We start from the raw sequence: 26,238 nt of genomic DNA on the forward strand, positions 1-26,238 counted from the left end.
ACCTTTCAACATTACAACTTTTCAACGTTTTTAATTATGCTTCTACGTAATCCCTACGTGTTACAAATCTGGTTTGCACAGGTAACTTTTGAGCTGCCAGGCGTAATGCCTCTTTGGCAACCTCTAATGGCACACCTTCTGCTTCAAATATCATCCTGCCCGGGCGTACAACTGCAACCCAGTATTCCGGCGCACCTTTACCTTTACCCATACGTACCTCTGCAGGTTTTTTGGTTACAGGTTTATCAGGGAATATCCTGATCCACACCTGGCCTTCACGTTTCATGAAACGTGTTACAGCAATACGTGCAGCCTCGATCTGGCGGCTGGTTATCCAGGCGGCTTCGAGTGATTTTATACCGAAAGATCCGAATGAAAGTTCAGCACCACGGGTGGCTAAACCTTTCATCCTGCCTTTTTGCATCTTTCTGAACTTCGTTCTTTTTGGCTGTAGCATTTTCTTAAGCTTTTATATCCGTCACGGATATGTCTGTTCTAATTATTATTATCTCCTTGGACCACCCGGGCGATTGCCGCCACCTTGTCCGCCACGGTTGTTACCACCCTGGCCGCCTCTGCGGTCGCCACCTGGTTTACGGTCGCCTCTGCGCTCGCCGCCTCTTTCGCCGCCACGTGCATTATCACGGCCGCCAAAACCGGCACCGCCTTCAGGGCGCCCACCTTTACCGCTTGCGCTGCTTGTACCGCCAATGTTTGGCGATAAATCGCGTTTGCCGTAAACCTCACCTTTACATATCCATACTTTAACACCTATTTTACCATAAGTAGTTAAGGCTTCTGCCAAAGCATAGTCAATATCGGCACGGAAAGTGTGCAATGGAATCCTTCCTTCTTTATATTGCTCGGTACGTGCCATCTCAGCGCCACCTAAACGGCCTGATGTCATCACTTTAATTCCTTCGGCACCCATTCTCATGGTTGAAGCAATTGTAGTTTTCATGGCACGACGGAAAGAGATACGTGCTTCAAGTTGTTTAGCAATACCTTCGGCAACTAACTGGGCATCAAGCTCAGGGCGTTTTATTTCGAAGATGTTGATCTGAACATCCTTTTTTGTTAATTTTTTTAACTCTTCCTTGATCTTATCAACCTCGGCGCCACCTTTACCAATCACAATACCCGGGCGGGCGGTGTGTATGGTTACGGTAATGCGTTTTAAAGTACGTTCAATAACTACTTTAGATACACCACCTTTGTTGATACGTGCTGATAAGTATTTGCGGATCTTTTCGTCTTCAACTAATTTGTCGGCATAGTGATTTCCACCGAACCAATTAGAATCCCAACCACGGATGATCCCTAACCTGTTACCTATTGGATGTGCTTTTTGTCCCATTTCAAATTAGTTGTTATCGTTTTTACTATCCACAATCAGTGTTACATGGTTAGAGCGTTTGCGGATACGGAACCCTCTGCCTTGTGGTGCAGGGCGTAAACGTTTTAACTGACGGCCACCGCCTACTGATACTTCTTTTACAAATAAGCCGCTGTCTTCAACACGTTTGCCTTCGTTTTTTGCTTCCCAGTTTTTAATGGCTGATAACAAAAGTTTCTCTACACGTATTGCAGCTTCCTTATTGGTAAACTTTAAAATGTATAACGCTTTCTCAACGTTTTCACCACGTATCAGGTCAACCACCAGGCGCATTTTGCGCGGCGAAGTTGGACAGTTCTGTAGCTTTGCAACCGAAGCGCCGCCTACAATGGCTTTCGCAGCTTCTTTTTGTTGCCTGATCAATACAGACTTTTTAATTTTAGTTGTTGCTTCCATGCCTTATTTTTTCTTTTCTGCGTGACCGCGGAATGTGCGGGTTGGTGCAAATTCTCCCAACTTGTGACCAACCATGTTTTCTGTTACATACACCGGTATAAATTTGTTACCGTTGTGTACTGCGAATGTATGACCAACGAAATCAGGAGAGATCATGGAACGACGTGACCATGTTTTTACAACTGATTTTTTACTTGCATCATTCAAGGTCAGAACTTTTCTTTCCAGGTTATGATCTATGTAAGGTCCTTTTTTAATTGAACGTGCCATTATTATTTCTTCCTTCTTTCAATGATATAACGATCTGACCCTTTTTTCTTGTCACGGGTTTTGTAGCCTTTAGCCAATAAACCTTTACGTGAACGTGGATGACCACCTGAGGCTCTACCCTCACCACCACCCATAGGGTGATCTACCGGGTTCATGGCAACACCACGTACCCTTGGCCTGCGGCCTAACCAGCGTTTACGGCCGGCTTTACCCAACACCGCGTTTGCTCTTTCGCCATTTGAAACGGTACCAATAGTTGCCAAACAAGTTGACAGTATCATACGTGTTTCGCCCGAAGGCAACTTGATAATGGCATATTTACCATCGCGTGCCGATAGCTGAGCGTAAGTACCGGCGCTGCGCGCTAATACACCACCCTGGCCAGGGTTTAACTCAATGTTGTGGATGATAGAACCTAACGGAATGTTTTTTAAAGGCATGGTATTACCAACCTCTGGTGCAGCACTCTCGCCAGATACAACCATCGTTCCAACTGTTAAGCCTTCCGGAGCGATCATGTATCGTTTTTCACCATCAACAAAGTGCAGCAGTGCTATACGTGCCGATCTGTTTGGATCGTACTCGATAGTTGCAACTTTTGCAGGGATGTCAAATTTATTACGTTTAAAATCAATTAACCTGTATGCCTGTTTATGGCCACCACCCAGGTAGCGCATAGTCATTTTACCGCTGTGGTTACGGCCACCCGACCTTGTATTGGCTGCTACAACCAACGACTTTTCAGGAACGTTTGTTGTGATATCTGAGTTAGATACATCAATCCTGAAGCGGGTTCCCGGTGTAACCGGTTTAAATCTCTTTACTGCCATTTCCTTATTATATATTGCTGTAAAAATCTATTGTTTCACCATCCTTCAGCGTGATGATGGCTTTTTTATACGTAGCAGCGCGGCCAGATACTGCACCTGCTTTTGTATTGCGGGTTTTAAGTTTACCTACGTATTTCATTGTGTTAACTGCTGTAACGTTAACACCATACATAGCCTCAATAGCGCCTTTTATCTGAATCTTGTTAGCCCTGTGATCAACTTTGAACGCGTAACGGTTAAGTTTCTCAGTTAATTGAGCTACTTTTTCAGTAAGTAAGGGTTTCTTTAAAATTTCCATATTACTTAGCTAATGCTTCCTCCAAAGTTTTAACAGCGCCTGTAGTTAACAAAAGTTTGCCTGCGTTTAACACATCATAAGTGTTTAACTGGTCGGCAGTGATAACTTTAGTTTTCTTAAGGTTCCTGCTTGATAAATACACATTGTCATTTGCAGTAGCTAATACTAATAATGTTTTAACATCAGTAACATTTAGGTCTGCAACCATTTTAACATATGTTTTGGTTTTGATGGCATCAAAGCTGATGTCTTCCAAAACTAAAATGTTGTTATCCTGTGCTTTGTATGATAAAGCCGATTTACGGGCCAGTGATTTAAGCTTCTTATTCAACTTAAAGCTGTAATCGCGCGGCTGTGGGCCAAAAACACGTCCACCACCATTAAATAATGGAGATTTGATGCTGCCTGCACGGGCGCCGCCTGTACCTTTTTGTTTATGTAATTTGCGGGTACTACCTGCAATTTCATTACGTTGTTTTGCTTTGTGCGTACCCTGGCGTTGGTTAGCTAAGAACTGCTTTACATCTAAGTAAATAGCATGATCGTTAGGCTCTACTCCGAATACGGACTCAGGCAGCTGCACCTTGGCACCTGTTTCTTTACCTGATAGATTTAATACGTTGATCTCCATCTTATTTATCCACTATTACGAATGAACCCTTAGCTCCTGGGATAGAACCTTTAACAACAAGCAAATTTTGCTCGGCAAATACTTTAACCACTTCAAGGTTTTGTACTTTAACACGAACGTTACCCATTTGGCCAGCCATACGCATACCTTTAAATACACGTGAAGGCCATGACGATGCTCCTAATGAACCTGGTGCACGTAAACGGTTGTGCTGACCGTGAGTTTGCATACCCACACCACCAAAACCGTGACGCTTTACAACACCCTGAAATCCTTTACCCTTTGAAGTACCTACTACATCAACGTAATCGCCGGCGTTAAAAATCTCAACAGTAACAGTGTCACCAAGAGCTTTTTCGTCTTCGAAAGTTTTAAATTCAACTAATTTACGTTTTGGAGTGGTACCGGCTTTTTGGAAATGGCCTTTTAACGGACCAGAGGTGTTTTTTTCCTTCTTCTCGCCATATGCTAACTGTACAGCTGCATATCCGTCTGCTTCTACAGACCTGATCTGGGTTACTACGCAAGGGCCAGCTTCGATTACTGTACAAGGAATGTTCTTCCCTGTTTCATCGAAAATGCTGGTCATTCCTACTTTTTTACCAATAATTCCTGACATTTTCTTTATTTTATTTGTGCCCATCGAAGCAGTAGGGCTTCGTTCAAGGCATATTATTTCCCCCTTAAGGGACGGCAAAGATAGAAACTTTACATTAATTTTCAAATAGTTAGTAAGTTATTTTTAAATAAATATTCGTGCCTTATTTTTATCGCTCCGCCTGATGATAAGCCGTGTAAAACTTGCTTATTGGTATTGATGATGTATCTTTACAGGGTACACCTAAACTTTCGGCATGAGCTGGGGCATATCACCGCGTAAATCTTTTGTTGTTCCTCTTAATGAGTATAACGCTGATCATTATCTTACACTTGTTTACCATGCATTTAATAACCTTGGCTGGCATATAGGGTATTTTAACACCGATGGCATAATTGCTTATACCAACATATCGTGGGCATCATATGCCGAAGAGGTATCGGTACATATTGTAAACAACCGGGCCATTATAAAAAGCGAATGTGTGGGGTACCAGTTTTACTTTACAGATTACGGCAAGAACGAAAAGAACCTTGACCTGCTTTTTGGCGAAATAACTTATGTTGAACAATATTTACAGCCAACCCTGCAGGAAACCGCACAGGAACTGATGGACGCGATCCCCGACCGGCAGTTTATCAGTTTTGAAGACCCTCCGCTGGGATATAAAGCAAAACTCCGCGGCTTTTTATCCCACTTTACACCTAAGCCCGGCTACACTATTACTCCTATACTTATACTAACAAACATTGGTATATATTTTATAAGCACCACTATACTTATTGCCATGCTTGTGGCAAAATCAATGCAAACCAAACAGCTCGCTAACCCGGGCACTGCAATCAGCTTGGAAGATATTTACCTTTCAGTTGGTTTTAGCGGGCGCACGCCGGTGCTGCACGGGCAATTGTGGCGGTTAATAACCAATACATTCCTGCATTTCTCGCTGCTGCACATTGCCGGTAACATGATCGTGCTGATATACATAGGCTCGCTTATCGAAAACAAACTGGGCAAATGGAACTACCTTTTTATTTATCTGCTTACGGGTATCTGTGCCAGTACAACATCTGTTATCTGGAACGAACAAGGCATATTAGCAGGTGCTTCGGGCGCTATTTTTGGCTTATTTGGCGTTTTGCTGGCGCTGTTAACTACCAATTTTTACGAAAATAACGCGCGCAAAGCTTTACTGATAAGTACCACTATTTTTATTGGTTACAGCATTATTCCTGTGGGCAGGAATGTAGACCATGCCGCCCACTTCGGTGGCTTAATTTCAGGTTTCATTTTTGGTTGGGTAGCTTATTTAGGGCTCAGGCATCAAAAAAAGAACCTTATTGCCGCAAGCGCGCTGGGCATTACCATAATGTATACAACATTATGTATTTGGCTTGCCCCGGTTTATCAGTTTAAAGAGCTGCAGCAGCTTACTGCAAAAACCGATACCCTTTTTAGCACGCTGAACAATGATTTTTACCGAACAACCAATTTAGACCGTAGCCAGCGCCTTGCCATGTTTAATAATAAAACGCTTCGCCGGGTAGATACACTTTTAACCGTTGTCAAAAAACTAAATACACTGATACTGCCTGATAAGGAAAAGCGTGTAGCTGTAATAAAATCAAAAATTATAGAGCTTGAATGCCGCCTGTATAAACTGCTTTATAAAGAGTTTAGTGATAACGATAATTACAAATACCGCGCAGAGATAACCGGCATTACAAATAGCATAAATGAGTTGCGCCTGGAGTGGGGTAAACTGGAGGAAAAAGATTAATTAACGTTATTCCGTCACCCCATCTTCAACCTTCCTATCAATTCGGCGCTATATGTAGAAAGACATATCACATTTCCGGCAATCATTTTTACAAACAGAAAGGAACATATTGTTTTCTATTTACTTACATGATTTTAAATAGGTGAGTGGCAATGCTCCGCCTAAGTTAATCGGGCTTTAAAAAAGTTAGAATTGAACTTTTTATCTTATTTCACAATTAGGTAAAGACAAATAGAGGTATATTAAGATTTTACCGGCAACTGTTATAAATGGATATCGCTTTCCGTAAGGAGAAGACAAAACACCTATACATGAATATTTTATCGCACGCTATCGCTAACAAACAAGTTGCAGAAATCATTTCAGAGGGGGTAATCGTAAGTAATGTTGATGACGCTTTGGATATCATCGGCAATACCGGTTATCAGGGTTTTAATGACGTTATCATTCACAAGGAAAACCTGACAAACGACTTTTTCGACCTAAAAAGCAAAATTGCTGGTGAAATACTGCAGAAATTCACAAACTATCGTATGCGTGTTGTAATTGTCGGCGACTTTTCAAGCTTTAACAGCAAGAGCCTCAACGACTTTATTTACGAGAGCAATAATGGCAAGCAAGTAAATTTTTTGCCTACAGTTGCAGAAGCACTGACCGTGTTAAGCAAATGAGCATGGGCTTCATCTGTTATTTTAGATCAACGTGCTCGCGGCAAGGTTGCATTTGTTATGCTTGCATCAGCCGCCTTATCAACTCGGCGCTTTGCTTGTTACCTTCCTCCAGTCGGCCTTTAAAAAACGCCTGTACTTCGTTAAAGTGTTTTTTGTAGCCTTCCATGTCGCCATAACCAATAATGGCGCTCCACTCGCGTACGGCAGAGTGAAACTCCAGGTCGTCTCCGCGGATGGTTTTATCGTACAGGGCGGTTTGGATAGATTCTTCCAGCAACTCTTCGTTCTTAAACAGGTATTCGGCAATCCCAAGGCGCAACCTAAAAGGTGGCGTTTGGCATATCAGGTTATCATAAGGGTTTACGCCCAGGTGGTACCAGGCATCAACCATACTTAATATGCTCAGGTGCGAGTTAGGTTTCTGGTGCCCCGCATCGCGCGCCAGCGAAAACTCGCGCATAACGGCATCGTTGAACATGATAGGTTTGCGGCTTTCATGGAAAACAAAATCGCGGGCGCGGTAAAGTCGGTTCCTAAACTCTTGCTCCTCCTCTTTGATCATCAGTTTAAACAACTCCGACTCTGATTCGGCATAGCGCTTTACCTGCTGGCGCGCGTAGGGGTTTAGTATAGCCAGGCCGGCATACACGTGCGCCTTATAGCTGAATATGCGCAGGGTGGTCAATATTTTTACGTTATCGATACCCCCTATATAAGAGGCGTTCTCCCACGGGAAAAACCCTGCCGACTTCCATGCGGTACCCATGCTCTCGAACCCTACGTGGGTAACAGCCTGGGTATCGGCAACTATTTTATCATGCTCATGATAATCGGGGATCTCTACTATATCGGTTTCTACTGCCGCAAAAAGGTCGAGCATACGCTTGTAGGCATCTGGCTGGCCGCGGTGGTTTATCAGTATCAGCTTTTGGCCCTTTGGTTCAAAGCCCGGCCCGTGCATGGCATGAAAGGTGATGATCTGCGCGTCGGCAGGCAGGTATTTTTCGAATATGGCTATCTCGGGGTGCTTAACTGATGTTTGGCCGGCTACTATGGCACCGTACTTGGTTGCCGGCCCGTACTGGCCCACTACCTGCTCCAGTTTATCTGCCTCAACCGAATATATAATAAGATCGCTCACGCGCGATACGTCCTTGCCATCGTCCATCAGGGTTATCCCTAAAGGGGCTAACTCATCTTCCAGCCGTTCCCGGTTATGGGGCATATCACAGCCGCAAACGGTATAGCCTGCCTTTGAAAAAGCTTTGGCATACAACTTACCCATATCGCCCAATCCTATGATACCTATCCGCATAGTATAAATTAAAAAGGCTAATATATGCTTTGATAATTACACCTTTAATATATGCTTAACAACTTTTTTATACTTTTAACACCAAATACCGTTTAAATGGATATTACAGCAAAGCCCGGCAATTGCAGCGCCTGGGGTACCGCAGGTACCGGAATTATGGTAATGCCTGCGCAGGCCTTACCATAAACATCATATTATGCTGCACGAGGCTTTGCATTTATGCCACACAATTAATACAAACTTTAGTTAGGTTAACAACGTTAAAATAATTAAAGCCGTTTTAATTGCTCGCTCGTATACAAACACACTGAAACCTAATTTCTAAAAGATGAAGTTTTACAAATTATTCCCCCTTATTTTAGCCGCTATTCTTTTAACAGCCGCACTGCCCGGTTACACTCAGGACACTGCTAAAAAAGTAAAAGTAGCCACTACGCCTGCAACTCCGAAAAATCCAAACCTCACCAACAAAAGCTACTATAAAAAACCAATTGTTACTCCGGCGCAAAAACTGGGCAATGCCACACCGATACGTGTGCCAAAGATAACTCAGCCCGCCGCCCCGGTTGATAAAAGTCTGCGCGGCCAGTATCAGTATTTATTAACCAAAGTATATAACTACCAGCAACCCCTGGTGGCGGCGCTGTTTAAAAATTATAGCGATACGTTAAGCCAAGCCCGTAAACAACTAAAAGCGGCGCAGGCTACCGTTGCAGCGCAAGCCAAAACTATTGACACCTTGAAAACAGCATCTGCCACTAAAGATCAAACCCTGGCCGAATCAAAAGCAAGGGTTGACGAGGTAAGCTTACTGGGTATGCCATTATCAAAATCAACCTATAATTTAATTATGTGGGGACTGGTAATTGGATTTGGCGCAATTGCCGCTATTGTTATTGCCCGCTCGGGCAGCCACAGCCGCGAGGCCAATTATCGTATTAAGCTTTATAACGAACTTGAAGAGGAATATAAAACCTATAAAACCAAGGCCAACGAAAAGGAAAAGAAACTTGCCCGCGAACTGCAAACAGAACGTAACAAGAACGATGAGTTGATGGGTAAGGGATAAGCCCCCCGCCCCCCTAAAGGGGGAGTATAAACAATATGGTAAAAATTACATCTGCAGATAGTGCTCCCTTTAGGGGGTTAGGGGGCAAAGCTTATTTATTTGGCTGGAACCCGCTGAAATTTAGGTGGTCAGATATGGATGATGATATACAAAAGCTAAAAACTACCGGTGAACTTATAGATAACTGGAGTGTGGCCAGCCATAAAACCATCCAGCCCGGCGACAGGGCGTATGTTGTACGACTTGGTGCTGAGCCAAAAGGGATATTTGCATCGGGCTACATCGCATCTGAACCATTCCTGGCATCACGTAAAGGGCGGATCTATTACCGCATCAATATCACCTTTGATGTTTTGCTGAATCCGGATAAGGAGCGCATACTTACTTTTGATATTTTGAAAACCGGCAACCTTGCCGGGCAGAACTGGACACCACAAGCATCGGGCATTTCTATAAGGCCGCCCTTGGTTGATGAACTGGAAGGTGTATGGCTTGATTTTTTAGCTAATAAGGAGGATTATTAATGACTATCGTAAAACCCATGTTCCGGATGTTTGATTATGATAAGGCTATTGAGTTTTATATAAATTGGCTTGGCTTTAAGATAGACTGGGAGCATAAAATTGATGGCATACCAATTTATATACAATTATCACTAAACGACGTACAGTTTCACTTGTCTGAGCATCACGGCGACGCCAGCCCGGGCTCGCATTTCCGTATTGAAAATTTCACTGGCTTAAAAGCTTATCATCAGCAACTGATAGACAAACAATATAAATACAACCGCCCGGGTTTGCAGGTACCCGAGTGGAACCCCAACTCGATAGAGATGACCGTGAATGACCCTTTTTTGAACCGTATCACGTTTGCAGAGGTTATAAATAGCAAGTCGTGATTGCCCCCTTAACTTGTCGTTTTTACACAGTTGCAGTCCTCATTACCAATATTACCTTTGGATATACAAAAACTAAAAGATATGGCAACTCAAATTTTCGTGAACCTACCGGTTAAAGACCTTGATAAGTCGGTAGCGTTCTTTACCAAACTTGGTTATACTTTTAACCCGCAATTTACCAACGAGAATGCAACCTGCATGATCATCAGCGATACTATATTCGTAATGCTGCTGGTTGAACCGTTCTTCCAGACTTTTACAACTAAAGAAATAATAAATGCCAATAAAGCGGTTGAGTGCATTATATGCTTATCGGCCGATAGCAAGGATGCTGTGAACGACATGGTGGAAAAAGCTGAAGCCGCCGGCGCCAGGATACCCAAGCCGGCAACCGATTATGGCTTTATGTACCAGCATAGCTATGAAGACCTTGACGGCCACATTTGGGAATTTGCATGGATGGACCCAAATGGCATGCCTGAGCATCAGTAAGAATCTGTATCCGGACTTGCATAGCTGACTGTCCCTGCAGAGATTGCATTGTACCTCGCAATAACTCGCGGGTATGTATCAAAAAAGCCATCAGTTATTCACTGGTGGCTTTTATAATAATGGCTCTTGCCTGTTATCCCAAAAGAAATGAATCTCGATGTTCCGCCCTTTTACCTCATAAAGAAAAGAACAGTTAGCATGAACAACGCATCTTCTTAAACTTTCATCCTGAGTTAATGCCTGGTAAATAAGCGGTGTTTGTTGGATAATATCAACTAAGCTGTAAACCCTTGCTTCAAAATCCGCGGCTTTTTTGGCTCCCCATCTTGCAAGGATTTGCTCAAATAATAAATCATACGTTTCAACTGCACGTGCCGAAAAAATTACAGTGTACTCCATCTACATAGCCTTCTTCCTGCTTTTGAATTCATCATAAGTCATGGTTCGCCCAGCTTTTATGTCTTCCCGGCTTTTTTGTATGCCCTTAAGCACATGCTCGGGTAACTCATTAGTATTATCGTTCATAACAAATGATATGTTTAAAGCTTCTAAAAAAGCTGTAACCACTTTGGCTTGCTCATCAGTTGGGTGTATTACGAATGTGCTCATAAACAAATTTACTTAAAAAAGTATCAGCAACAAAAAAGCCACTCTCTTTCAAGAATGGCTTTTTATTATATATCTTCCGGTACTATCACACTTTGATCTCAACTTCAACACCGCTTGGCAATTCAAGCTTCATCAGCGCAGTTTATCACACGGGGTTCGCCCATGAAATACGTTAAAACATCCGAATTTGTCTTTACATTTGATATAGCCTAATACTTCAAAAGTAGCGATATCAATTGTATCTACCGTTTTTATACCATTGACATCGAAGTTTAATTTATGATCCAAGAAATAAACCCAACGGCTATCTTTTGACAATCCACCGCTTCGTTTATAGAGCGTCATGCGCTTGTAATCGCTTGAAGGTACTTTATAGTTTTTGTAATAATAGTACTTCCCATCCGTAGTCCATCTTTCCCACTCATCCTCCCCATATTTAAAAACAAACCGGAAACTTTTTGTTGACGAGACTTTTAAAGGTTTTTGCATAAAAAAAATATCTGTTCCGTCCGTAGTATAATAATTATTGATAATCCTAAAAGTACGCCCTTGCGAAGACGTTATGCTATCAGCACCATAATAGCCTCTATCCTTGTCATGAGCATAATAGTCACCAATAGCCTGAAAAGTAATAGCGTCAGCGTTTTTTATACGCGCTCCATTATAAAAAACATACTTATCGTCTTTTGCATATGAAGAGAATCCTAATACGTGAAACTTGTTAACGTTTACGCCTGTCAGCTCCTTTGTTGAATGCCCCGTTCCTTCATTCCAAGAATTGTAAAATACCTTACCGTTGCGTTTTTCGTATTTGTTACATCCCATAAGAAGTAACAACACACTCAAACAACCAATTGAAATTTTTTTTAACATAATTAAATATAACAAAAAAGCCACTCTTTTTTAAGAGTGGCTTTTTATTATAGATCTTCCGGTACTATCACACTTTGATCTCAACTTCAACACCGCTTGGCAATTCAAGCTTCATCAGCGCGTCTACAGTTTTGGAGTTTGAGCTATAGATATCCAATAAACGCTTGTAAGAGCATAACTGGAATTGCTCACGTGCTTTTTTGTTAACGTGTGGTGAACGTAAAACAGTGAAAATTTTCTTTTCGGTTGGTAACGGAAGTGGTCCGCTAACTACAGCGCCCGTAGGCTTTACTGTTTTAACGATCTTCTCGGCTGATTTGTCAACCAAGTTGTAATCGTACGATTTTAATTTGATCCTGATTCTTTGGCTCATTTTGTTTTTGTTTATGACCGTTATAAGAGCTATTTATTATAGCGGCCGATTATTTATTTGATTTGAAAAGTTGACCGGTAATTAATCTTCTAATCACCGATCAACTGATCTTTATTTACGCGTTTGCAGCAGCTCTTTTGCCTTTGGCTTTAGCAACAACTTCTTCCTGTACGTTACGCGGCGCTTCAGCATAGTGATCAAACTCCATGGTTGAAGTAGCACGGCCAGAAGTGATAGTACGTAACTGGGTTACATAACCAAACATTTCTGAAAGTGGTACAGTAGCTTTAATTACCTGCGAACCTGCACGTGAGTCCATACCCAAAAGCTGGCCACGACGACGGTTCATGTCACCGATAACGTCACCCATGTTTTCTTCAGGGGTTAAGATTTCGATCTTCATGATCGGCTCAAGCAATACCGGCTTACATTTTGGCAATGCTTCGCGGTAAGCCATCTTAGCAGCTAGTTCGAAAGATAAAGCATCCGAATCGACAGCGTGGAATGAACCATCGATCAAACGTACTTTTAAGCTGGTTAACGGATAGCCTGCCAACACACCATTTGCCATTGAAGCTTCAAAGCCTTTTTGTACAGATGGGATAAACTCGCGAGGGATTGAACCACCGCTGATCTCGTTAACAAACTGTAAACCTTCTTTGCCTTCGTCATTTGGCGATAATACAACTTGTATATCGGCAAATTTACCACGGCCACCGGTTTGTTTCTTGTATGTCTCGCGGTGTTGTACAGTGCCGGTGATAGACTCTTTGTAAGCTACCTGTGGCGCACCCTGGTTAACCTCAACCTTAAACTCGCGTTTCAAACGGTCCATGATGATATCCAGGTGAAGCTCGCCCATACCGCTGATTACGGTTTGGCCGGTCTCTTCGTCAGAGTTTACACGGAAGGTTGGATCCTCTTCGGCAAGTTTACCTAAAGCCATACCCAATTTATCAACGTCGGCCTGAGTTTTTGGCTCGATAGCTAAACCGATAACCGGGTCAGGGAAGTTCATCGACTCCAGGATGATAGGGTGTTTCTCGTCGCAAAGGGTATCACCGGTTTTAATATCCTTAAAGCCTACTACCGCAGCAATATCACCCGCACCTACGTTAGGTATAGGGTTTTGCTTGTTAGCGTGCATCTGGAAGATACGTGAGATACGCTCTTTGTTATCTGAACGCATGTTGTGTACATACGAACCTGCTTCAAGGTTACCAGAATAAACACGGATAAAGCAAAGACGGCCCACAAACGGGTCGGTTGCAATTTTAAATGCTAAAGCCGCAAATGGCTCTTTAACATCCGGTTTACGTAATATCTCTTCGCCTGTATCAGGGTTTGTACCAATAATACCTTCAACATCCATAGGTGAAGGAAGCAATTCCATCACGTAGTCGAGCATGGTTTGTACACCTTTGTTTTTGAAAGATGAGCCACAAACCATCGGAACGATCTTGGCATCCAAAACCGCTTTGCGTAAAGCGTCAAGCACTTCGCGCTCGGTAATGGTATCCGGTGCGTCAAAGAATTTCTCCATCAACGATTCATCGTACTCAGCTACCGATTCAAGTAATTTCTCTCTCCACTCGGTTGCTTCCTCGATCATATCCTCAGGAATAGGCACTTCGGTAAAGGTCATACCTTTATCGTGCTCGTTCCAAACAATACCTCTCCAGTTAATTAAGTCAACCACGCCTTTAAAGTTCTCTTCGGCACCAATTGGTAACTGAAGCGGAACAGCGTTGCTGCCTAACATGGTTTTAACCTGTTTAACAACGTTTAAAAAGTCGGCACCGCTACGGTCCATCTTGTTAACAAAGCCTATACGGGCAACGTTATAGTTGTTTGCAAGCCTCCAGTTGGTTTCTGATTGTGGCTCAACACCATCAACCGCGCTGAAAAGGAAAACCAAACCATCCAATACACGTAAGCTGCGGTTTACCTCTACGGTAAAATCCACGTGGCCCGGTGTATCAATAATGTTCATGTGGTAGTTCTGGCCCCTGTACTTCCAGTTAACTGTAGTAGCTGCCGAAGTAATGGTAATACCACGCTCCTGCTCCTGCGCCATCCAGTCCATTGTAGCTGCACCCTCGTGTACCTCGCCAATTTTATGGCTAACACCGGCGTAGTACAATATACGCTCTGTAGTAGTGGTTTTACCGGCATCAATGTGGGCGGCAATACCTATGTTTCTTGTATATCTTAGATCTCTTGACATTTTTGTTTTTTTTGATTTCGCCGATATTATTTAATGATTACACCGATTTGCAACATAACAAAATCGGTGTAATCCTATATTAAATCTGTGTAATCCTTTAAAAATTAGAATCTGAAGTGTGAGAACGCTTTGTTGGCCTCGGCCATTTTGTGCGTATCTTCTTTCTTCTTAACAGCAGCACCTTCACCTTTAGCAGCCGATATGATCTCGCCGGCTAATTTCTCCATCATGGTTTTTTCACCACGACGACGGGCATAGCTGATAAGCCATTTCATACCTAATGCTATTTTACGTTCCGGGCGAACCTCGGTAGGTACCTGGAAGTTAGCACCACCAACACGGCGGCTTTTTACTTCAACAGCAGGCATTACGTTGTTTAAAGCTTTTTTCCAGGTATCTAACCCGTTTTCGCTTGTTTTTTTCTCAACTATCTCAACTGCGTTGTAGAATATGGTGTAAGCGGTAGATTTTTTACCATCAAACATCATGTTATTTACAAACCTGGTTACCAAAACATCGTTGAATTTTGGATCAGGAAGAAGGATTCTCTTTTTTGGTTTTGACTTTCTCATTTTTACTATCCTCCTTTAATTATTTCTTTTTACCTTTTGCTGGAGCCGCTGCTGCTTGTCCTGGTTTAGGGCGCTTGGTTCCGTATTTCGAACGGCGTTGGTTACGGCCGGCAACACCTGATGTATCTAATGCACCACGGATGATGTGGTAACGTACACCCGGTAAGTCTTTAACACGACCACCACGGATCAAAACAATAGAGTGTTCCTGTAAGTTGTGGCCTTCACCAGGGATGTAGGCGTTAACTTCTTTACCATTTGTAAGGCGCACACGTGCAACTTTACGCATTGCTGAGTTTGGCTTTTTAGGGGTAGTGGTGTACACACGGGTGCACACGCCTCTTCGCTGTGGACAGCTGTCCAACGCTGGCGACTTACTCTTGTCAACCAGAGCTACTCTACCTTTTCTAACTAATTGTTGAATAGTAGGCATTCTTTGCTTTTTGTTTTTACAGTTTTATCCTTATTTTAAGGACTGCAAAGGTAGGTACTATTTTTTGATTTTCAAGGGCTTAAATAAAAAAGTTTTTAGGGTAATTGGTTGAGTGATTGAAGGGACGGTGCAAAAACATAGGAGTTATGAAACATGTTCCCCACCCGTCATTGCAAGGAACGAAGCAATCTCTGGACCAGGTTATTGATTTGCCTTGTTAATGGTAACCCCGCAGGCGTTCAGAGGATATAAATTCCCTCCCTGGGGAGGGGTGCGATTGCCCTGAGTGCTGGCAGGGAGGGGTTAGTCCGCTTAATTAAACCCCTCCCTACACCCTCCCGCTGGGAGGGAATCGCACAAAGCCCTGCTTTTTTTTAACAATACCGCAGGCGTTCAGAGAATATAAAATTCCCTCCCTGGGAGGGGTGCGGTTGCCGTGTATGCTGGCAGGGAGGGGTTAGTCCGCTTAATTAACCCCTCCCTACACCCTCCCGTTGGGTGGGAATCGCACAAACCCCCGCTTTTTTTAACAACACCGCAGGCGTTTAGAGAATATAAAATTCCTTCCCTGGGGAGGGGTGCGGTTGCCGTGTGTGCTGGCAGGGAGGGGTTAGTCCGCTTAATTAAACCCCTCCCTACACCCTCCCGTTGGGAGGGAATCGCACAAACCCCTGCTTTTTTTAACAACACCGCAGGCGTTCAGAGGATATAAATTCCCTCCCTGGGGAGGGATACGGTTGCCGTGTGTGCTGGCAGGGAGGGGTAGTCCGCTTAATTAAACCCCTCCCTACACCCTCCCGCTGGGAGGGAATCGCACAAAGCCCTGCTTTTTTTTAACAATACCGCAGGCGTTTAGAGAATATAAAATTCCTTCCCTGGGGAGGGGTGCGATTGCCGTGTATGCTGGCAGGGAGGGGTTAGTCCGCTTAATTAACCCCTCCCTACACCCTCCCGTTGGGTGGGAATCGCACAAACCCCCGCTTTTTTTAACAACACCGCAGGCGTTTAGAGAATATAAAATTCCTTCCCTGGGGAGGGGTGCGATTGCCGTGTGTGCTGGCAGGGAGGGGTTAGTCCGCTTAATTGAACCCCGGCACTTTCCCCATACGTTAAAAGATGTTAAATACTACACCTATATATATAAGGTGCGCTTTTACCGTTATATATTCGTCCACTAAATAAATAATTGACTGATTTATAATATTCAACTATCTTTGCAAAATGTTTAAAAAGCAACTACTCATATTTTCGGGCGTAATGTTCCTGCTTATTGTTACGCTTGGCAGTTGTAAAAGCAAATACGAAAAGTTAAAAGCGAGTAACGATAACGCTAAAAAATACCAGGAAGCGGTAAAATTTTATAATAAAAAGGATTACACCAAAGCCCTGGGCTTATTTGAAGACCTGGTAACCCGTTACCGCGGCCGCGCCGAGGCCGAAGATTTATTTTACTATTACGCCTACACCAATTACAGGCTTAAGGATTATACTTCGGCCAGGTTCCATTTTAAAACATTTGCAGATACGTACCCATCAAGCCCCCGGGCCGAGGAGTGCCGCTTTATTGCCGCTTATTGTTATTATTTAGATTCGCCTATATACTCTTTAGACCAGGAGAACACCACCAAGGCCATCGAGTCGTTACAGTTGTTTATCAATCTTTATCCAAAAAGCGACCGTGTTACCGAGGCAAGCAAGCTGATACAGAACCTGCGCGATAAGCTGGAGCAAAAATCATATGCCAACGCTAAATTATATTTAACCATTGGCGATTACCAATCGGCAGTTATTGCATTTGGCAACACCCTGCGCGATTACCCGGACACCAAATACGCCGAAGAACTGGAGTTTTTAACCATACGCGCCCAGTACGAGTACGCAAAGGTTAGCCGCGAGAACAGGCAGGAAGAGCGTTTTAACCAGGCTGCTGCCTTTGCCGACGAGTTTATCGAAAAATACCCTTCGAGCAAATTTTTAAAAGAAGCTGCAGATTATAAAAAAGACAGCGAACAAAATGCCATAAAAGCTAAAAAGTTTATGGCCGAAGTTATGGCAAACCCAAAGCTGGCTCAAAAGGTGGCCAATAAAGACACCGTAACATCGCAGCCGCCATCAATAAAAGACAGGGACAATCAAAAAATACCATATTAATAAAGATATAAAAAGACATGAACGTTAATAACCCAGCAAACAAGCCGGCTGTAGCCAGCAGTACAGTTACCCGCGACCTGCGTGAACTGGATATGAGAACCGATAATATATACGAGTCGTTGGTAATTATGTCAAAAAGGGCCAACCAGATATCAAACAACATCAAAGAAGAGTTGCACCAAAAACTTTCTGAATTTGCATCGGCTAATGATAACCTGGAAGAGGTATTTGAAAACCGCGAGCAGATAGAGATATCAAAATATTACGAAAAATTACCTAAACCTACCCTGGTAGCCGTTCAGGAATTTTTAGACAATAAAATTTACTACCGCAACCCGGCGAAAGAAGCAAAAGAGCTTTAAGCCCCGGCCCCCTGAAGGGGGAACTGAAAATATCAGGCCCTTCTCGTTTACGAGAGGGGCTTTATTTGTTTATTAACGATAGCTATTTATATATTTGATCTTAATTCCCCCTTCTGGGGGTTAGGGGGCTTATGCTTGAGGATAAAAAGATAATTTTAGGGGTTTGCGGCAGCATTGCGGCCTATAAATCGGCAACACTGGTGAGGCTGCTGGTAAAGGCCGGGGCGCAGGTACAGGTGATAATGACCCCCGATGCCACCAACTTCATTACACCGCTTACCTTATCTACCCTATCTAAACGCCCGGTTTATTCAGATTATTTTAAGCCCGAAACCGGCGAGTGGAACAACCATGTAGAGCTTGGACTTTGGGCCGATGCCATGATCATGGCCCCGGCAAGCGCCAATACTATGGCAAAAATGGCAACCGGGTTGGTTGATAACCTGCTTACAGCGGTTTACCTGTCGGCAAAGTGCCCGGTATACTTTGCCCCCGCTATGGACCTGGATATGTGGAAGCATGAAAGCACACAGCACAACATAACCGCGCTGCAGTCATTCGAAAATATCCTGATCCCGCCCGGTACCGGCGAACTGGCAAGCGGCCTGCACGGCGAAGGCCGCATGGCCGAACCGGAAGAAATAATTGCCTTCCTGACAAACGATATCAAAGAGAAGCTGCCGTTGTTTAACCAAAAGGTATTAGTTACCGCAGGGCCAACTTATGAGGCTATCGATCCGGTGCGATTTATCGGCAACCACTCATCAGGTAAAATGGGCTTTGCACTGGCAGATGAGCTGGCCTCGCTCGGGGCAGATGTTACCTTAATTGCAGGGCCAACCGCGCAGGCAAGCAAATACAAAAGCATCAAACGAATAGACGTTACCAGCGCGGCAGATATGCTGCAGCAATGCTTAACGTATTTTCCTACTGTTAACGCCTGCGTGATGTGCGCCGCCGTTGCCGATTATACCCCGGCAACAGTGGCTGCACAAAAAATAAAAAAGCACGACGACGGCCTTTCCATTGAACTGAAGAAAACTACCGACATATTAAAAACCCTTGGCGGCCAAAAGCATGCGGGGCAGATACTGGTTGGCTTTGCCCTGGAAACCCAGAACGAAGAGCAGTACGCGATAGAAAAACTGCAAAAGAAAAACTTAGATTTGATTGTGCTAAATTCGTTGAACGATGCGGGTGCCGGCTTTAAAAATGACACGAACAAAGTAACCCTGATTGACCGCGAACTGCAAAAAACCACTTTTGGGCTTAAAAACAAGGCCGAAGTAGCACGGGACATTTGCATCAAGCTGACAGAATTGCTAAAAAAATGAAAAGATATATAACTATTGCCGTGCTGTTTTTCACGTGCTGCGCCGTGCAGGCGCAGGACCTGAACGCACGCGTAAAAGTTGTGGCGCCCAAAATACAGGTTACCAATAAGCGCGTATTGCAAACTTTGGAAACCGCCATGAAAGATTTTTTGAATGGCCGGAAATGGAGCGCTGATGATATTGCCCCGCAGGAACGTATTGATTGCAATTTTGTATTGAATATTACCGCCTGGGATGGCAGCAGTAATTTTACCGGGGAGTTGCAGGTACAATCATCAAGGCCGGTGTTTAACACAGCTTACAGCACTACCCTGCTTAATATCAATGATAAGGATTTTGATTTTACCTACACGGAAGGCCAAACCATCGACTACAGCGACCAGAACTTTCAAAGTAACCTGAGCTCGGTAATGGCGTTTTACGCTTATATCATTGTAGGCATGGATTACGACTCGTTCTCGAAATATGGCGGCACACCGTATTTTTTAAACGCGCAAACAGTTGCCATTAATGCGCAAACCACATCTTTTAAAGGATGGAAGGCGTTTGACAGTAACCTTAACCGCTATTGGCTGGCAGAGAACCTGAACAATAAGCTTTACAACAACCTGCGCGAATTTATTTATAACTATCACCGTAACGGCCTTGATATGATGGCCAATGATGCGGCGAAGAGCCGCAGGTACATTAGCAGCATACTGCCGGTGCTGAGCCAGGTAGACCGCAAGCGTTTAGGTTCGTATTTTCCGCTGGCTTTTTTCACTGCCAAAAATGCCGAGCTGGTATCTATATTCAGCAACGCCTCCCCCCAGGACAGGATGCAGGCCATGAACACCCTATCACTGGCCGATCCGGCAAACGGTGGTAAATACCAAACCTTAAAAGGGAAGTAGGTAGCGGAAATTCTAAACATTAAATACTAATCCGCAAAACCAATTCAAAGGTTCAATTAACCGGTAAATTTCTCTGTTTTTTTCAGGAATTTTTGGCTGATGTAAGGTGTTTTAATGGGATGATCATCAAAGAATGTCACATACCAATTAGTACGTTTAATTCAAACCGCCTCTAATTGCTTCAGGTAATTTTTCAACCCGGCCAGGTAAACATTATAGCACGCTGAACCCATCGCTTTACCCATACCACGGATACCGGCGTACCCTGCAACCACAAAGCAGGCTACATGTCCCGCATTTACATCCTCCCGAATTTGCTTAGATGCCTTGCCCTGGTCTATGCTTTCTTTTATAGCATCCTGCCATTGGTCGGTTAATTTTAAAAGAGCCTGCTTAAAATCTTCGTTCAGCGGCGCCATTTCTTCTATCAGGTTTACAACGGGGCATCCATATTTTGCCCTTAAAAAAGGCACCTTCAGCAATACATTCCGCATCATTTCGTAAATATCAGTAACCGGGCTTTTTGCTTCTAACAAGGGTTTCACTAAGCTGGCGTACATACCCGGAAAGATGATCTCGTTGATCATCGCCAGCCCCATCTCGTCCTTGTTTTTAAAATGATAGAAGAATGCGCCCTTGGTAACCTTAGTAGTGGCCAGTATGTTATCAATACTGGTGGCCTGGTAACCTTGCTTATAAATAAGCTCGAAAGATTTGGTCAGGATCATAGTACGCGTAGTAGCTGCCTTTGACATAACTGAATACTAAATGGTATGTATGTAAACATACTTTAAACTTCAATGCTTTCCTAATTTATTCACCTCTATTAAAATTTAAACACTGCGCCTGCGTTTATCAACCATTAGTTATCTTTACTCTTTTTAAGCGATAAACTATTTATGACTAAACGGTGGGTATTAAAAGATGCGGCAGATGAGGCTATTATACAGCAACTTTCTGAGCAGCTAAATATAAACCCCGTTCTGTCATCCTTGCTCGTCCGCCGGGGGGTTACCAATTTTGACGAGGCCAAATACTTTTTCCGCCCGAGCCCCCTGCATCTTCACGATCCGTTCCTGATGCAGGATATGGAAAAAGCTATAGATCGTATTGAGCAGGCTATTACAAACGACGAGAAAATATTAGTTTACGGCGATTATGATGTAGATGGCACGACAGCCGTCGCCCTGGTTTACAGCTTCTTTAAAAAGATCCACCAAAACATAGAATACTACATTCCCGACAGGTACAAAGAGGGTTACGGTATATCCACAGCCGGCATTGATTACGCTGCAGCAAACGGCTTCAGTTTAATTATAGCTTTAGATTGTGGTATAAAATCGGTAGATAAAATAGCCTATGCAAATACTTTGGGTGTTGATTTTATCATCTGCGACCACCACCTGCCCGGCGAAGGATTGCCTGCTGCCATTGCAGTGCTCGACCCAAAACGTGCCGATTGCGGGTACCCATACAAAGAACTTTCGGGATGTGGTATAGGCTTAAAGCTGATACAGGCCTGGTCTGATAAACACAACCTGCCATTTGAAGGGGTCGTTGAATACTTCGACCTGGTGGCCATCAGCATAGCCTGCGATATTGTGCACATTACAGGCGAAAACCGGGTACTGGCACATTTAGGGCTGCAAAAAATAAACGAAAACCCGTGCATCGGTGTAAATATGTTGATGCAGGTAGCCGGCCGAACAGGCACCTACACCATAAGCGATGTGGTATTTTTGTTAGGCCCGCGCATTAATGCTGCCGGACGCATTGACGACGCCAAACATGCCGTTGAGTTGCTGATAGCCTGTCATGAAGAGGCCGCGAAAGAAAAAGGCGACATGATCAACCTCCGCAACGCCGAACGTAAGGGTCACGACCAGCAAATTACCGACGAAGCACTGGGCATGATAGATAACGATGAGGTAATGATAGCCCGTAAATCTACCGTGGTGTTTAACGAGAACTGGCACAAGGGCGTTATCGGCATCGTGGCATCGCGCCTTACCGAAAAGTATTACCGGCCAACGGTAGTGCTTACCCGCTCAAACGGCCATGTGGCCGGCTCGGCCCGCTCCGTTTTAGGTTACGACCTTTACGAGGCGCTTTGCGGATGCTCCGAACTGCTCATCCAATTCGGGGGGCACAAATATGCCGCAGGCTTAACCATGCATCCCGAAAACGTCCCGGCTTTTATAGAAAAATTTGAAGAAGTTGTTAGCACCACCATCACTGACGACCTGCTGGTACAGCAAATAAGTATAGATGCCGAGATTGACCTTAAAGATATCGATGCGAAATTTTTCAGGATCCTGAGTCAGTTTGCACCGTTTGGGCCAGAGAATATGTCGCCGGTATTCCTCAGCAAAAATGTGTATGTTAGCGGTAATGCGGGTTTAGTAGGCAGCAATCACATAAAAATGTTTATTGTACAGCCTGGTTCGGCAGCGTTTAGCAGCATAGCATTTAACCAGGCCGAATTGTTGCCGCAACTTAAGCCGGGCGTGCCGTTTGATATTTGTTATACCATTGAAGAAAACGTATGGCGCGAGCAACGCAGCATACAATTAAATATAAAAGCGATTAGGTTAGAGATTAGTGAATAGTGATCGGAGATTAGTTTCTATCGAAAATTAGCAACGTCATTGCGAGGAATGAAGCAATCTCCTGATAGGCAATTACAAGCGTTAAAATCCGTTAAAGCGGTAACAGAATTTTGAATTAATGATACTGAGGGCAGAAAGTTTAGTAAAAAAATATAAGCAGCGCAGCGTGGTGAACGATGTAACGTTCAATGTATCGCAGGGCGAGATCGTAGGCTTGCTTGGCCCAAACGGGGCCGGTAAAACCACTTCGTTTTATATGATAGTGGGTTTGATAAAGCCCAACGAAGGCAAAATATTTTTAGACGATGAAGATATAACTACAGACCCTATGTATCGCCGCGCGCAAAAAGGCATCGGTTACCTGGCGCAGGAAGCATCGGTCTTTCGCAAGCTTTCGGTTGAGGACAATATTAAGGCTGTTTTGGAAATGGGCAAAATGAGTAAGGAAAAACAGCGGGATAAACTGGAAGAACTGATAGATGAGTTCAGTTTACACAAGGTACGCCGTAACCGCGGCGACCTGCTATCGGGAGGTGAGCGACGCCGTACCGAAATAGCGCGCGCACTGGCTGCCGAGCCCAACTTTATCCTGCTCGACGAGCCCTTTGCGGGCGTAGATCCAATTGCGGTTGAAGAGATCCAGGCTATGGTTGCCAAATTAAAGCACCGCAATATCGGCATCCTGATAACCGACCACAACGTGCAGGAGACCCTTTCCATCACCGACCGTGCCTACCTGCTATTTGAAGGTAAGATACTGGAATCTGGCGTACCCGAGGTACTGGCCGAAAACGAGATGGTGCGTAAGGTTTACCTGGGCGCTAACTTCGTATTGAAAAGAAAAACATTTCCGCAATAACTTTTATCTTTGGGAAAGGTGAGTTGTTCATAGATGATAGTTCATGGTTCATAGAGCGCCATGAGGATCATATACTATCTATGAACCATTAACTATGAACTATTAACTACTTATGACCATATTCAACTCTGTTTTTACCTGGTTCATGAAAAAGCGTATCCACCAGATAGAGCTTTTTATGAAATACCCCAACGAGGTGCAGGAGGAGTGGTTTGAGCAACTTATTGCGGGTGCCGAAAACACCGAGTGGGGCAAGCAATACGGTTATAAAAGCATCGAAAACCTTGTACAGTTCAAAGAGCGTGTACCTATCCAAAACTATGATACGCTAAAGCCTTATATCGAACGGATGCTTAAAGGCGAACAAAATGTGCTTTGGCCGTCAGAGATCCGCTGGTTTGCCAAATCATCAGGCACCACCAGCGACCGGAGTAAATTCATCCCCGTAAGCGAGGAATCACTGGAAGAATGCCATTTTAAGGGTGGTAAGGATATGCTTACCCTATACTTTAACAACCGGCCAAATGCTCGAATATTTACAGGAAAAAGTTTAACACTCGGCGGCAGTCACCAGGTCGGTCAGTTAAATGCCGATACATTTTTTGGCGACTTATCAGCGGTGATCATGAAAAACCTGCCCCTCTGGGCCGAGTTTTGCCGTACTCCTCATCTGGATATTGCCCTGCTGGAGAATTTCGAAGAAAAGATCGAAAAGATGGCACATGCCACCAAGGATGTAAACGTAACCAGTATAAGTGGTGTACCTACCTGGAATATCCTGCTGTTTAAACGGATTCTTGAAATAACCGGAAAAAAGAACCTGCTGGAGGTTTGGCCGAACCTTGAGTTATATTTTCACGGCGCGGTAAATTTTACGCCTTACCGCGAGCAGTTCAGGAAACTTATCCCTACCGATGACATGTACTACCTGGAAACGTACAACGCATCCGAAGGCTTCTTTGGCATACAGGATCTGGAAAAACCCGGCGAATTACTGTTGATGCTTGATTACGGCATTTTTTACGAATTTTTGCCGATAGAGAACCTGCACGAAGAGAACCCTAAAACACTTACATTGTACGAGGTTGAGCTGAATAAGAATTACGCGCTTATCATCACTACCAACGCCGGTTTATGGCGATACATGATAGGCGATACCGTAAGGTTCACCTCGCTGGTACCCTATCGCATCCAGATAACAGGTCGCACCAAGCACTTCATTAATGCCTTTGGCGAAGAACTGATCATCGATAACGCCGAACGCGCCCTTGCCGAGGCCTGCTCACAAACCGGGGCCATCATCCGCGATTATACCGCCGCGCCTGTTTACTTTAGCGATGACGAATGCGGCGCACACGAATGGCTTATTGAATTTGAGAAAAGACCGGCAGAATTTGAACGCTTTGTTGACCTGCTCGATGAAACCCTGCGCCGCGTAAACTCCGATTATGATGCCAAGCGTTTTAAAGATATGGCGCTCCGCCGCCCGCAGGTGAGGATAATGGCCCAAAATACTTTCTTTAACTGGATGAAGGAGAAAGGAAAAATTGGCGGCCAGCATAAGGTGCCGCGCCTTGCCAATAATCGCGAATATGTGGATTCGATTTTGAAGATGGCGGAACCGATCATCAATTGAGTTGCGTGGGTCGGGTTACGTTGAATTAACAAAATCTTAATCATCATTTAACCAAATACCTGTATCGCGCGCCGTTTAATAGCCGTAATAGCTTTATAAAATGAAAAAAATGAAAAAAGCTATACTGTTTGTGGCTGTAGTTATCGGCCTGGTATCCTGTAAAAAAGATCAACCCGCTATCCAAACCCTTAACGGAACATGGGAACTAAAAGCGATTGTAGGTGGGTTCGGCCCCGGGGAAGATGTGACTGACGATAATAGAGATCAATATGTGATCACCCTTAACAGCAAATACGTAAAAACCGACGCAAACAAAGTACAAACAAGGGGCTCATATACCGTAAACCTCACCGAAGAGCGCAACGGTTATAAATTTGGTACCATCACCTTTACAAACCCGGCGTATACTGACGCGTTTACGTTTAAGGCTGATACTATTATTATAGGCAGTTCGGCAGCAGATGGACCAAGTTATAAATATGTCAGGGTAAAGAGGTGACAGCATTATAAATATTTACTGCTCCTACACCACCGCACTCGCTCGGCTCCTGCCGAGTGAGAATTATTGTAAGGCCTCCGGCCGCCATATTCTGCCGCTTTTATTTACATATTGCTGTAACGCAAAACCCAATCCTTGCGTAATGCCATTATAACCGCTCAAAA

31 protein-coding genes are annotated in these 26,238 nt (G+C 44.0%); 14 read left to right on the top strand and 17 right to left on the bottom strand.

All coding sequences use genetic code 11. The features are described 5' to 3' along the window. Positions 1-34 precede the first annotated feature (34 nt). The 8 genes from rplP to rplC are packed head-to-tail and all read right to left on the bottom strand — an operon-like array spanning position 35 to position 4,440. Entirely contained in the window at positions 35-457 is a 423-nt protein-coding gene (gene rplP, locus GWR56_RS02060) for a 50S ribosomal protein L16 (protein WP_134335648.1), read from the bottom strand. Positions 458-505: 48 nt separating this feature from the next. Then, positions 506-1,357, bottom strand: a complete 852-nt coding sequence (gene rpsC / locus GWR56_RS02065; RefSeq protein ID WP_162429517.1) for a 30S ribosomal protein S3 — start codon at positions 1,355-1,357, stop codon at positions 506-508. Between the two features lie 6 nt (positions 1,358-1,363). Beyond that, positions 1,364-1,792 carry a 50S ribosomal protein L22 gene (gene rplV / locus GWR56_RS02070; RefSeq protein WP_162429518.1) on the bottom strand — a complete coding sequence of 143 codons (429 nt, stop codon included), beginning with the start codon at positions 1,790-1,792 and terminating at the stop codon, positions 1,364-1,366. A gap of 3 nt (positions 1,793-1,795) precedes the next feature. Next, positions 1,796-2,062 (bottom strand): 30S ribosomal protein S19, encoded by a 267-nt coding sequence (gene rpsS / locus GWR56_RS02075; protein ID WP_067059750.1) that lies wholly within the window; start codon positions 2,060-2,062, stop codon positions 1,796-1,798. Between the two features lie 2 nt (positions 2,063-2,064). Continuing rightward, positions 2,065-2,892 carry a 50S ribosomal protein L2 gene (rplB, locus tag GWR56_RS02080; RefSeq protein ID WP_162429519.1) on the bottom strand — a complete coding sequence of 276 codons (828 nt, stop codon included), beginning with the start codon at positions 2,890-2,892 and terminating at the stop codon, positions 2,065-2,067. Between the two features lie 7 nt (positions 2,893-2,899). Beyond that, positions 2,900-3,190, bottom strand: coding sequence for a 50S ribosomal protein L23 (rplW, locus tag GWR56_RS02085; RefSeq protein ID WP_121245911.1), 291 nt, complete (start codon positions 3,188-3,190; stop codon positions 2,900-2,902). A 1-nt stretch (position 3,191) separates the two neighbouring features. After that, positions 3,192-3,821, bottom strand: a complete 630-nt coding sequence (gene rplD, locus GWR56_RS02090) for a 50S ribosomal protein L4 (protein ID WP_162429520.1) — start codon at positions 3,819-3,821, stop codon at positions 3,192-3,194. 1 nt (position 3,822) lies between these two features. Further along, positions 3,823-4,440, bottom strand: a complete 618-nt coding sequence (gene rplC, locus GWR56_RS02095; protein ID WP_162429521.1) for a 50S ribosomal protein L3 — start codon at positions 4,438-4,440, stop codon at positions 3,823-3,825. Between the two features lie 235 nt (positions 4,441-4,675). On the opposite strand from rplC, the gene GWR56_RS02100 reads away from it, so the two are divergent. Next, positions 4,676-6,199 carry a rhomboid family intramembrane serine protease gene (locus GWR56_RS02100; RefSeq protein ID WP_162429522.1) on the top strand — a complete coding sequence of 508 codons (1,524 nt, stop codon included), beginning with the start codon at positions 4,676-4,678 and terminating at the stop codon, positions 6,197-6,199. A gap of 269 nt (positions 6,200-6,468) precedes the next feature. After that, entirely contained in the window at positions 6,469-6,870 is a 402-nt protein-coding gene (locus GWR56_RS02105) for a DUF4180 domain-containing protein (RefSeq protein WP_238395286.1), read from the top strand. A gap of 55 nt (positions 6,871-6,925) precedes the next feature. On the opposite strand, the gene GWR56_RS02110 is transcribed toward GWR56_RS02105, so the two are convergent. After that, positions 6,926-8,185: a prephenate dehydrogenase gene (locus tag GWR56_RS02110; protein ID WP_162429523.1), complete on the bottom strand. Its 1,260-nt coding sequence runs from the start codon at positions 8,183-8,185 to the stop codon at positions 6,926-6,928. Between the two features lie 328 nt (positions 8,186-8,513). On the opposite strand from GWR56_RS02110, the gene GWR56_RS02115 reads away from it, so the two are divergent. The 4 genes from GWR56_RS02115 (at position 8,514) to GWR56_RS02130 (ending at position 10,644) form a co-directional block, all read left to right on the top strand. After that, entirely contained in the window at positions 8,514-9,254 is a 741-nt protein-coding gene (locus GWR56_RS02115; RefSeq protein WP_238395287.1) for a hypothetical protein, read from the top strand. 35 nt (positions 9,255-9,289) lie between these two features. Continuing rightward, the gene (locus GWR56_RS02120) at positions 9,290-9,778 is read left to right on the top strand and encodes a hypothetical protein (protein WP_162429524.1); all 489 of its coding nucleotides are present in this window, start codon (positions 9,290-9,292) and stop codon (positions 9,776-9,778) included. Beyond that, positions 9,778-10,152, top strand: coding sequence for a glyoxalase superfamily protein (locus tag GWR56_RS02125; RefSeq protein WP_202925364.1), 375 nt, complete (start codon positions 9,778-9,780; stop codon positions 10,150-10,152). Before GWR56_RS02120 ends, GWR56_RS02125 begins: the two co-directional genes overlap by 1 nt. An 81-nt stretch (positions 10,153-10,233) precedes the next feature. Then, positions 10,234-10,644, top strand: a complete 411-nt coding sequence (locus GWR56_RS02130) for a VOC family protein (protein WP_162429525.1) — start codon at positions 10,234-10,236, stop codon at positions 10,642-10,644. 111 nt (positions 10,645-10,755) lie between these two features. On the opposite strand, the gene GWR56_RS02135 is transcribed toward GWR56_RS02130, so the two are convergent. The 7 genes from GWR56_RS02135 to rpsL form a co-directional block, all read right to left on the bottom strand. After that, positions 10,756-11,043, bottom strand: a complete 288-nt coding sequence (locus tag GWR56_RS02135) for a type II toxin-antitoxin system RelE/ParE family toxin (protein ID WP_162429526.1) — start codon at positions 11,041-11,043, stop codon at positions 10,756-10,758. Continuing rightward, a complete protein-coding gene (locus tag GWR56_RS02140) occupies positions 11,044-11,253 on the bottom strand; it encodes a DUF2683 family protein (protein ID WP_162429527.1) in 210 nt (69 codons plus the stop codon). A 132-nt stretch (positions 11,254-11,385) separates the two neighbouring features. Continuing rightward, positions 11,386-12,126 carry a DKNYY domain-containing protein gene (locus GWR56_RS02145; protein WP_162429528.1) on the bottom strand — a complete coding sequence of 247 codons (741 nt, stop codon included), beginning with the start codon at positions 12,124-12,126 and terminating at the stop codon, positions 11,386-11,388. Between the two features lie 67 nt (positions 12,127-12,193). Beyond that, entirely contained in the window at positions 12,194-12,499 is a 306-nt protein-coding gene (gene rpsJ, locus GWR56_RS02150) for a 30S ribosomal protein S10 (RefSeq protein ID WP_022830652.1), read from the bottom strand. A 115-nt stretch (positions 12,500-12,614) separates the two neighbouring features. Next, the gene (gene fusA, locus GWR56_RS02155; RefSeq protein ID WP_162429529.1) at positions 12,615-14,726 is read right to left on the bottom strand and encodes an elongation factor G; all 2,112 of its coding nucleotides are present in this window, start codon (positions 14,724-14,726) and stop codon (positions 12,615-12,617) included. Positions 14,727-14,830: 104 nt separating this feature from the next. Next, positions 14,831-15,298 carry a 30S ribosomal protein S7 gene (gene rpsG, locus GWR56_RS02160; protein WP_162429530.1) on the bottom strand — a complete coding sequence of 156 codons (468 nt, stop codon included), beginning with the start codon at positions 15,296-15,298 and terminating at the stop codon, positions 14,831-14,833. A 19-nt stretch (positions 15,299-15,317) separates the two neighbouring features. Next, positions 15,318-15,731, bottom strand: a complete 414-nt coding sequence (rpsL, locus tag GWR56_RS02165) for a 30S ribosomal protein S12 (protein WP_002993550.1) — start codon at positions 15,729-15,731, stop codon at positions 15,318-15,320. Positions 15,732-16,952: 1,221 nt separating this feature from the next. On the opposite strand from rpsL, the gene GWR56_RS02170 reads away from it, so the two are divergent. From GWR56_RS02170 to GWR56_RS02185, 4 genes are all read left to right on the top strand, one after another. Next, positions 16,953-17,882, top strand: coding sequence for an outer membrane protein assembly factor BamD (locus tag GWR56_RS02170; protein ID WP_162429531.1), 930 nt, complete (start codon positions 16,953-16,955; stop codon positions 17,880-17,882). A gap of 17 nt (positions 17,883-17,899) precedes the next feature. Continuing rightward, positions 17,900-18,244 (top strand): DNA-directed RNA polymerase subunit omega, encoded by a 345-nt coding sequence (locus tag GWR56_RS02175; RefSeq protein WP_162429532.1) that lies wholly within the window; start codon positions 17,900-17,902, stop codon positions 18,242-18,244. Positions 18,245-18,375: 131 nt separating this feature from the next. Then, the gene (gene coaBC / locus GWR56_RS02180; RefSeq protein WP_162429533.1) at positions 18,376-19,578 is read left to right on the top strand and encodes a bifunctional phosphopantothenoylcysteine decarboxylase/phosphopantothenate--cysteine ligase CoaBC; all 1,203 of its coding nucleotides are present in this window, start codon (positions 18,376-18,378) and stop codon (positions 19,576-19,578) included. Next, positions 19,575-20,471, top strand: coding sequence for a DUF4835 family protein (locus GWR56_RS02185; protein WP_162429534.1), 897 nt, complete (start codon positions 19,575-19,577; stop codon positions 20,469-20,471). Before coaBC ends, GWR56_RS02185 begins: the two co-directional genes overlap by 4 nt. 161 nt (positions 20,472-20,632) lie before the next feature. Here GWR56_RS02185 and GWR56_RS02190 read toward each other — a convergent pair whose 3' ends face one another. Continuing rightward, the gene (locus GWR56_RS02190) at positions 20,633-21,226 is read right to left on the bottom strand and encodes a TetR/AcrR family transcriptional regulator (RefSeq protein WP_162429535.1); all 594 of its coding nucleotides are present in this window, start codon (positions 21,224-21,226) and stop codon (positions 20,633-20,635) included. A gap of 144 nt (positions 21,227-21,370) precedes the next feature. On the opposite strand from GWR56_RS02190, the gene recJ reads away from it, so the two are divergent. The 4 genes from recJ to GWR56_RS02210 all read left to right on the top strand — a co-directional run bounded on the left by recJ (position 21,371) and on the right by GWR56_RS02210 (position 26,074). Beyond that, entirely contained in the window at positions 21,371-23,080 is a 1,710-nt protein-coding gene (gene recJ, locus GWR56_RS02195) for a single-stranded-DNA-specific exonuclease RecJ (protein ID WP_162429536.1), read from the top strand. A 118-nt stretch (positions 23,081-23,198) separates the two neighbouring features. Next, entirely contained in the window at positions 23,199-23,939 is a 741-nt protein-coding gene (gene lptB, locus GWR56_RS02200) for an LPS export ABC transporter ATP-binding protein (RefSeq protein WP_162429537.1), read from the top strand. A gap of 112 nt (positions 23,940-24,051) precedes the next feature. After that, positions 24,052-25,575, top strand: a complete 1,524-nt coding sequence (locus GWR56_RS02205) for a GH3 auxin-responsive promoter family protein (RefSeq protein ID WP_162429538.1) — start codon at positions 24,052-24,054, stop codon at positions 25,573-25,575. 109 nt (positions 25,576-25,684) lie between these two features. Then, positions 25,685-26,074: a hypothetical protein gene (locus tag GWR56_RS02210; protein WP_162429539.1), complete on the top strand. Its 390-nt coding sequence runs from the start codon at positions 25,685-25,687 to the stop codon at positions 26,072-26,074. Positions 26,075-26,238: the final 164 nt, after the last annotated feature.

Source organism: Mucilaginibacter sp. 14171R-50 (assembly GCF_010093045.1).
Taxonomy (GTDB): Bacteria; Bacteroidota; Bacteroidia; order Sphingobacteriales; family Sphingobacteriaceae; genus Mucilaginibacter.